The sequence below is a fragment of the Mycolicibacterium sp. P4_G11 genome, from assembly GCF_056555145.1.
Genome location: NZ_JBFUJW010000018.1, coordinates 20484 through 29281, shown reverse-complemented (window position 1 = coordinate 29281; position 8798 = coordinate 20484). Strand labels below are relative to the sequence as shown.

The window sequence follows — 8798 nt, the reverse complement described above, 5'->3', positions numbered from 1 at the left end:
AGCCAGCGCGTCAGTGGAGGTCAGGTCATTGACCGCCACGATCTCCAGATCGGTGTTGATGCCCGCCGCTTTTTGCGCGTCCAGAGCGCGGAAGAAGTTACGCCCGATGCGTCCGAAGCCATTGACGCCGATCCGAATAGTCACTGCTGTGCTCCTTTGCCGGAAATCCTGGACAGGTCATGCGGTGAATCCTCAGCCAGCCTAGTGCTGTGACGAACTCCACGTCGGACTCCGACGTGCGCCGCGCGTCGGGTCCGACCCCTGTCCGGTGACCACCGGTCGACGTGCGCTAGGCGTCGTCGAGCAGGTCCGGGGTGACAGCCGACTCGGTGTCCGGAATGCCGTCCTGTTTGGCCTTGCGGTCCGCCATCGACAGAAGGCGCCGAATCCGGCCTGCCACAGCATCTTTCGTCATCGGCGGGTCGGCCAGCCGGCCCAGTTCCTCGAGCGAGGCCTGCCGGTGCTCGACGCGCAACCGCCCGGCGGCCGACAGATGGTCGGGCACCGTGTCACCGAGGATGTCGAGCGCCCGCTCGACCCGCGCCGCGGCCGCGACCGCAGCCCGGGCGGACCGGCGCAGGTTTGCGTCGTCGAAGTTGGCCAGCCGGTTGGCGGTGGCACGCACCTCACGGCGCATGCGCCGCTCTTCCCAATTGAGCCGGGTGTCCTGGGCGCCCATCCGGGTCAGCAACGCGCCGATGGCCTCGCCGTCGCGCACCACCACCCGGTCGCTGCCGCGGACCTCACGCGCCTTGGCGCTGACCCCGAGCCGGCGGGCCGCACCGACCAACGCCAGCGCCGCCTCCGGTCCCGGGCAGCTGACCTCCAGCGCCGACGAGCGGCCGGGCTCGGTCAGCGAACCGTGCGCCAGGAACGCGCCGCGCCAGGCCGCCTCGGCGTCGCCGACGCTGCCGCCGACCACCTGGGCCGGCAGGCCACGCACGGGCCGCCCACGCAGATCCAGCAGCCCGGTCTGACGCGCGAGCGCCTCACCGTCCTGGGCGACCCGGACCACGTACCGGGTGCTCTTGCGGATGCCGCTGGCCGACAGCACGTGCACGACGGCGTTGTATCCGTACAGGTCGTAGATGTCCTTGCGCAGCCGCCGGGCGATGCTGCCCAGGTCGACCTCCGCCTCGACGACGACGCGGCCGGCCACGATGTGCAGGCCGCCCGCGAAGCGCAGCAGCGACGCCACCTCGGCCCGCCGCGCGGTCACCGAGTTGACGACCAGCCGGCTCAGCTCGTCCTTCACTTCCGACGTCATCGCCACGAATCGTCACCTCTTGGTCCTTCAGGGGTCGGCTGCTGACGGAAACCGTCGGCCGACCGAGCGGCGGGAGTGGATGGCTCGTATGCGGGCCGGGCCGGTGCGCTGCCACCACGACGCACCCGCTCCAGAACAGCCGCAAGCCGTGCCGGGTCATGTAAAGGTGTACCAGGTCGGGATACGTCAGCAAACTCGACCTGAGCCCCGAGAAACGACGCCGCCCGGCGCAGTTGGTCGCGTTCCCGCTCGCTGGGCACGCTCGCCGCGTCGACGACGATGTCGTGCACCGTCAATCCGGGCGCGTGCTGAGACAACACGTGCACATGCCGTTCGGCGGAGAACCCGGCGGTCTCCCCCGGCTCGGCGGCGAGGTTGAGCACCAGGGCCCGTCGCGCCTCGGTGGCCTGCAGCGCGGCCAGCAGTTGGGGCACCAGCACATGCGGGATCACGCTGCTGAACCACGAGCCCGGACCGAGCACCACGAGATCCGCCGACATGATGGCGTCGACGGCCTGCCGGGTGGCCGGCGGATCGCCCGGCAGCAACCGGACCCGGCGCACCTTGCCCGGCGTCGTCGCGACCGCGACCTGGCCCCGGATCACGCGACTCATCCGCGGATCGGCCTCCAGCCCGGACACGTCGGCCTCGATCTGCAACGCGATCGGGCACATCGGCAGCACCCGGCCTTTGACCCCGAGGATCCGGCCGAGCTCGTCGAGCGCGGCGACCGGATCGGCGAGTACCTCGTTGAGGCCGGCAAGTAGGAGATTTCCGATCGGGTGACCGGCCAGCGCACCGCTGCCGTTGAAGCGGTGCTGGATGATGGTGGCCCACAGCTGCCCGTGCGGACTGTCAGATGCCAAGGCCGCCAACGCCATTCGCAGATCACCCGGGGGCACGATGTCGAGCTCGGAGCGCAGCCGGCCCGACGAACCGCCGTCATCGGCGACGGTGACGACAGCCGTCACGTGCGGCGTCAGCCGGCGCGCCGCGGACAGCGTCGCATACAGGCCATGTCCACCGCCGAGCGCGACGATGCGCGCGGGCGCGCGATCCTCCTCGCGAGCGTCCGTCATTCGCGCCCCAGATCCCGGTGCAGCACTCGCACGGTCAGGTGGTCGCCGCCACGCAGCCGGTTGGCCAGTGCTTCGGCGATCGCAACGCTGCGATGCTTGCCGCCGGTGCAGCCGATGGCCACGGTCATGTAGCGCTTCCCCTCCCTGCGATAGCCGTCGATCACAACCCCCAGCAGCCGATGGTAGGTGTCCAGGAACTCGGCAGCCCCCTCTTGTCCCAGCACGTAGTCCCGAACCGCCGGATGCTGCCCGGTGTGGGGCCGCAACTCGTCGACCCAATGCGGATTCGGAAGGAACCGGACATCCATCACGGTGTCGGCGTCCATCGGCAGACCATATTTATAGCCGAACGATTCGACCGTCACGCTCGTACCGGTCGCGGTCTCCTCGCCGAACGCCCGCTCGATGCTCGCGCGCAACGCCGGCACCGGCAGCGTCGAGGTGTCGATGATCAGATCGGCCGTTGCACGGACCGACTCCAGCAATCTCCGTTCGGCGGCAATGCCTTCCGCGAGCGTCTGGTTGCCCTGCAGCGGGTGGCTGCGGCGGTTCTGCTCGTAGCGGCGGACCAGGATGTCGTCGGACGCCTCCAGGAACAGCACTCGCGGGACGACGCTGCGGGTGGCCAATTCACGGCGAACAAAATCGAGGTCGCCCGTGAAACCCCGGGACCGGACGTCCATCACCACGGCCAGCTTGGTGATCCGCGAACCCGCGGCCAGACCCAGCTCGACCATCCGGGTGATCAGCTCCGGCGGCAGGTTGTCGGCGACGTACCAGCCGAGGTCCTCGAGCACCTTGGCCGCGGTGCCGCGACCGGCGCCCGACAGACCCGTGACCAGAACCACGTCGATTTCACCGGCGGCAGCACCGTCCATCTGATCGTCCGTCACGACTTCGTCCATCCCCCGCTGCTCATCTGGTGGTGCTGCGCTCACTGCCCTGTCCGATCATTGCCGATATCGGTCGGCGCCGCCCCCGAATCCGGCTGGGAATCAGACCCCGGGGAATCAGACCGCAGCGCGTCGACCACCGCCTGCGCCGTCGCCGCCCCGATGCCAGGCACCGCTGTCAGTTCGTCCACGCCGGCCTGCTTCAACCGCGCGACCGAACCGAAGTGGGTGACCAGCGCCTTGCGCCGGTGCTCGCCGAGGCCGGGAACCGCGTCGAGCACCGACGCCGTCATCCGCTTGGATCGCTTGCTGCGGTGATAGGTGATGGCGAACCGGTGAGCCTCGTCACGCACGCGCTGCAACAGATACAGGCCCTCGCTGTTGCGCGGCATGATCAGCGGATCCGGTTGTTCGGGCACCCACACCTCTTCCAGACGTTTGGCCAGGCCGATCACCGCCACGTCCGTGACGCCCAATTCGTCGAGCACAGCGGCCGCCGCGTTCACCTGCGGCCCACCGCCGTCGACCACGAACAGGTTGGGCGGATAGGCGAATCGCTTTGGCCGCGCTGGGGTTTCGGCGGTTTCGGGGGTTTCGGCGCCGGCGATATCCGCGCCGACCTGGGTGTCGGCCGCATGCCGCGCGAAGCGCCTGCGGGTCACCTCCGCGATGGACGCGACGTCGTCGGACCGGCCGTCGCCGGCGGCCTCGCGAATCGCGTAGTGCCGGTAATCGGATTTGCGGGGCAGACCGTCCTCGAACACCACCAACGAGGCCACCACGTCGGTGCCCTGCACGTGGCTGATGTCGACGCACTCGATGCGCAGCGGCGCGTCGTCCAGCTCGAGCGAGTCCTGAATGCTTTGCAGTGCTTCGGATCTGGCGTTGAAGTCGCCGGCCCGCTTGAGTTTGTGCTGGGCCAGCGCATCCTGCGCGTTGCGCTGCACGGTGTCGGCCAGGGCGCGCTTGTCGCCGCGCTGGGCCACCCGCAGTTGCACCCGGGAACCCCGCAGACCGGACAGCCAGTCGGCGAGTTCACCGGCGTTGTCCGGAAGTACCGGCACCAGAACCTCTTTGGGCACCGGGTTGGTCGCCTCATCGGTGGCTCCGGGTCCCCGCAGCTCGGCCTGATCGCCGTAGAACTGGGTGAGGAACTGGCTCACCAGGTAGTCCTCTCCGGACTCACCGGGTTCGCCGGACTTCTCGATGACCCAGCCGCGCTGGCCGCGGACCCGGCCGCCCCGGACGTGGAACACCTGTACGGCGGCTTCCAGATCGTCGTCGGCGAAGGCCACCACGTCGGCGTCGGTGCCGTCGCCGAGCACCACGGCCTGCTTCTCCAGCGCCCGCTTGAGTGCCGAGATGTTGTCCCGCAGCCTGGCCGCCCGCTCGAACTCCAATTCCTCGGCGGCCTCGGCCATCTGCTGTTCCATGTCGCGGGCCAGCCGGTCGGTCTTGCCGGCCAGGAAGTCGCAGAAATCGTCGACGATCTTGCGGTGCTCGGCGGCGCTCACCCGGCCGACGCAGGGGGCCGAACATTTGTCGATGTAGCCCAGCAGACAGGGACGGCCGATCTGGTTGTGCCGCTTGAACACTCCGTTCGAGCAGGTGCGCGCCGGGAACACGCGGGTGAGCAGATCCAGCGTCTCGCGGATGGCCCACGCGTGCGAGTACGGGCCGAAGTACCGGACACCTTTTCGACGCGGACCGCGGTACACGAACAGCCGCGGGTACTCCTCGTTGAGGGTGACCGCCAGCACGGGATACGACTTGTCGTCGCGGTACCGGATGTTGAATCGGGGATCGAATTCCTTGATCCAGTTGTATTCCAGTTGCAGCGCTTCGACTTCGGTCGTGACGACCGTCCACTCGACGCTGCCGGCCGTGGTCACCATCTGCCGGGTCCGCGGCGCGAGCGCCGACAGGTCGGCGAAGTACGAGTTCAGCCGGCTGCGCAGGCTCTTGGCCTTGCCGACATAGATGACCCGGCCATGCGGATCCCGGAACCGGTACACGCCCGGCTCCAACGGGATGGTTCCCGGCGCGGGCCGGTACGTCGATGGATCAGGCACTGTTACAGGTTAGTTCGACTGGCTGACAGCATCGGACGCATCCAGGTGGGCATCGATGAACTCACAGAAAGCCGCGGCCTTGGCGACGTAGTTGGCGTACAGGTCGTAGCTGGCCGCCCCCGGCGACAGCAGCACGGCCGTCACTCCTGGTACCGCGGCCGCGGTCCGCACCGCCGCCTGCAGACTGTCCACCGGGTGGACGAACTCGGGGTGTGCCGCGGCGAAACCGCGCCCGATGTCTGTCCCATTGGTCGGTCCCTGGATGAGGTGAACGTCACGTGCACCCGAGAGCAGATAGTCGTCGATCTGTTCGTAGTCGAGCTGACGATCCATGCCGCCGACGATGAGGGCCACCCGGTCGTCGGGCCGCATCGAGCGCAGTGCGGCGACCACGCTCTCCCCCGTCGTGGCCAGGGTGTCGTCGATCCAGCGGACAGCCCCGGTACGCCGCACGACCTGCAGCCGGTGCGGCAGGGCCTCGAATGTGGTTACCGCGCCGAGGAATTCATCCTCCGTCACGGGCCGGCCGATCACCTCGGCGGCCGCGACGGCCGCCAGGGCGCCGTTGACGACGTTGTGCTCGTAGGCCATCACGTAGTCGCCCAGCCCCTCCACCGTCGGGCGTACGGCGTCGGCCGGGTCGACGGTGCGCACCACCGGCGGCAGCGCGATGCCGAGTCGCTCGAGGGCGGCCAGCACCTGCGGTGTGGTGACCAGAACTTCACCGCCGCAGGCGAAGACGTTGGCCTTCGCACGGTGGTAGGCGTCGATGTCCCCGTGCCAGTCCAGGTGGTCCTCGAAGAGATTGGTGATCACCGAAATCCGCGGCGACGCCGTCACCAGGGCGCACTGCTGGCTGGACAGCTCGGCGACCACGACGGCGCCGGTCCCGGGCTCCAGATCCGACAGCGGGATGCCGATGTTTCCCGCCACCACGGCGTCCGCGCCGAGCCGGCCCAGCAGATGCGACAGGAACGACGCCGTCGTGCTCTTGCCCTTGGTTCCGGTGACGCCGACGGTCTGGTCCGCGTACCGGCGCAGGTACCAGTCGGCGGCGCTGGACACCATGGTCCCGGCGTCGCGCAGCTCGGCGAAAAACGGCTGATGCCAGGGTATTCCAGGGCTGAGGAACACCACGTCACAGTCCGCCAGCCGGGTCAGGTGCTCGGCACCGCACCACAGGTTCAGGTTGGCGATATCGCCGGGTGCGTCCAGGGTCCCCCGGCCGGCGTCGTCGACGGCGTCGATGCGTGCCGCCCCCGCGGCAGCCGCGGTCCGGGCCAGCGACTGGCCTTCCTTGCCGAAGCCCCAGATGCCGACGGCGGCACCGGCGAGGTCGGGACGCTGCCGCGGTACCGGCGTCATCGCCGGGCGTCCAGGGCGGCGCGGTAACGCTCGGGCACGTACTCCACGGCCGGGCTGTCGTCGTGGTCGGCGGCGACGCGCGCCAAATCGGCACGCGCACTGCGGAACTGTTCGACCAGCGGCAGGCCGGCCCACGACTCGTCGTCGAGGATGGTCAGCATCGATTCGGCGGCCTCGTAGTACTCGCCGACGCATTCGAACGGCTTGTGCGCGCCGACCCCGAGGATGTCCTCGAACTCGGCGCGGCTGTCGGTGTCCTCGAACAGGTTTCGCCCGAAGATCGCCTCGACCTCGGTGCGGCCCAACCGCGGCGCCATCAGCACGAAGACGAACTGGCACTTCGGGCAGTGCCCGCACCAGGTGGCGCCGCGCCGGCCGGCGTCCAGCGCGAACGGCCGGTTACAGCTGATGAAGGCGCGGAAATACTGCGGGCTGGCGGCGAACCGGTCGGCGATCTGCGACTCCGACAGGCCGCGCAGCAGGGAGAAGTACCGGTCCGGATTCAGTCCGTACGCGGCGAGAGTGTCCCGCAGCAGCGTCTCGTAGGTGACGCTCTTGGACCACTGGTGGTTGATGTCCTGACCCATCCATTCGACATTGCCGACGTTGGACGAGCGCTCGTTGGACAGCACCACCGGCCCGAGGCCCTTGGCATCGGCGACGATCAACCCGATGATGCTGTTGATCGCGGTGACCGGGATGTGCCCGTTGTAGGCGCCGGCGGCGTTGACGTCGATGAGGGTGCGGTCGATGGTCCGCATGACGCGCACGTGCGGGAGCCCGCTGATCTCGACGCACCGGTCGATGGGGTCGAACTTGTTGACGTTGAACAACACCGGCTGCAGCGGGGTGAGGGCCTCGATGGACACCACCGAGTCCTTGCCGCCACCGACCGGCACCAGCGGTGCCGCGTCGGGGTTCCAGGTATCCGGCTGCTGCTCGGCAATCTCGGCGCGGTCGCCGGTGATCTCCGGGCTCAATGCGCCGGGCAGGTTGTTGCGGTAGGCGTACTCGCCGAGGCCACCGGCGAGCACCTGGCGCAGATAGTCGCGTTCGAAATCGTAAGTCGGGAAAGCGATTTCGATCTGCGGCGGGGCAGCTGCCTTGTAGTAGCTCAGCGAGCAGGTCAGCGTCAGCAGCCGCAGCAACCGGTCGTCGGGCCGACCACCGGCCAGGCTCTCCCCGAAGTCGACGGTCTCGGCGAAGCTGACGTCGTCTGCGGAGTCGGCCCCACACATGGTGTAGCGCCCGCGGAACACGCCACCCTCGATGTCGTACCCGTCGATGCGGAACGACTTGTAGGACTGTGGGACAAAAGGTTTGGTCACAGCTGCTCCAGGAACGACGGATGGGCGGAATCAACGGGAACGAGGCGGTCGCCGAGTCGGGCGACGGGATACGTGCAGTATTGCGGCGAGATCCACCAGGCCCGGCGCACCGCGTCGACGGGCACGGAGTCTCGCCGGACGGTTGGGCGCATGACGCCGCAGGCCCGCAGTTGATCGAGGATCGAGACCGGCTCCGGGTTGTCGACGCCGACCAGCTCGGCACCGACGTCGAGCACCAGTGCACCGGCCACGGCCGGGGTGACGTCGGGACCGGGCCCGATGCCGTCGACGCAGCCCTGTTCGGCCAATCGGCGCAACAGCAGGTCGACGGTGCCCAGACTGGTGGTCCGGGCCGCCATCCGCAGCCACTGCTCGTCCGTCGGCGCCGGGGCGGTCCAGTCGCTGTCCCGCCGGCCGATCCGGACCGGTTCGGGTGCATGGATCTGAGAGGGCGTCCCCGTCACCGCGCACCGGCCTCCGCCCACGATCGTGACGGTCACGGCGACCAGTGCGGGCCCCTTGGAGAACGGAGCCACCGCAGCGCCGAGAGCGGCCTGGGTGGGCATGGTCAGCCCGAAATAGTCCGCGGGTTCGGCGAGGTGATTCCACAGCGACGCGGTGTCGACGGTCCGGCCCTGGTAGATCGGCACGGTCACCGTCGGGTTGGCACCAAGGCGGCCGACCAGTTCGGCGGGTGCGATCGCCACGACGTCCAGCGGCGGCGAAGGCATGCGAAAATCGGTCACTATCAGCAAATTCTATCCCATGGGAGGGAGCGGACAGGTGAGCCTCAT

At 68.9% G+C, this 8798-nt stretch carries 8 protein-coding genes; all 8 read right to left on the bottom strand.

All coding sequences use genetic code 11. The annotated features are described in order from the left end of the window. Nucleotides 1-144: glyceraldehyde 3-phosphate dehydrogenase NAD-binding domain-containing protein (locus AC1U2B_RS28365; protein ID WP_480216620.1), on the bottom strand; the 144-nt coding region annotated here is incomplete at its 3' end. Nucleotides 145-289: 145 nt separating this feature from the next. Then, nucleotides 290-1267, bottom strand: coding sequence for a DNA-binding protein WhiA (gene whiA, locus AC1U2B_RS28360; RefSeq protein WP_043393046.1), 978 nt, complete (start codon nucleotides 1265-1267; stop codon nucleotides 290-292). Further along, nucleotides 1264-2346, bottom strand: a complete 1083-nt coding sequence (locus AC1U2B_RS28355) for a gluconeogenesis factor YvcK family protein (RefSeq protein WP_480219402.1) — start codon at nucleotides 2344-2346, stop codon at nucleotides 1264-1266. The genes whiA and AC1U2B_RS28355 overlap by 4 nt, the downstream gene beginning before the upstream one ends. Next, entirely contained in the window at nucleotides 2343-3251 is a 909-nt protein-coding gene (gene rapZ, locus AC1U2B_RS28350) for an RNase adapter RapZ (protein WP_234711553.1), read from the bottom strand. Before rapZ ends, AC1U2B_RS28355 begins: the two co-directional genes overlap by 4 nt. Nucleotides 3252-3280: 29 nt before the next feature. Beyond that, nucleotides 3281-5311: an excinuclease ABC subunit UvrC gene (uvrC, locus tag AC1U2B_RS28345; protein ID WP_480219401.1), complete on the bottom strand. Its 2031-nt coding sequence runs from the start codon at nucleotides 5309-5311 to the stop codon at nucleotides 3281-3283. 9 nt (nucleotides 5312-5320) lie between these two features. Next, complete coding sequence (gene murD / locus AC1U2B_RS28340) at nucleotides 5321-6676, bottom strand: UDP-N-acetylmuramoyl-L-alanine--D-glutamate ligase (RefSeq protein WP_480219400.1); 1356 nt, start codon at nucleotides 6674-6676, stop codon at nucleotides 5321-5323. Continuing rightward, nucleotides 6673-8004 carry a MurL-like N-terminal domain-containing gene (locus AC1U2B_RS28335; RefSeq protein WP_480219399.1) on the bottom strand — a complete coding sequence of 444 codons (1332 nt, stop codon included), beginning with the start codon at nucleotides 8002-8004 and terminating at the stop codon, nucleotides 6673-6675. The genes murD and AC1U2B_RS28335 overlap by 4 nt, the downstream gene beginning before the upstream one ends. Beyond that, entirely contained in the window at nucleotides 8001-8750 is a 750-nt protein-coding gene (locus AC1U2B_RS28330) for a hypothetical protein (protein WP_480219398.1), read from the bottom strand. The genes AC1U2B_RS28335 and AC1U2B_RS28330 overlap by 4 nt, the downstream gene beginning before the upstream one ends. Nucleotides 8751-8798 lie beyond the last annotated feature (48 nt).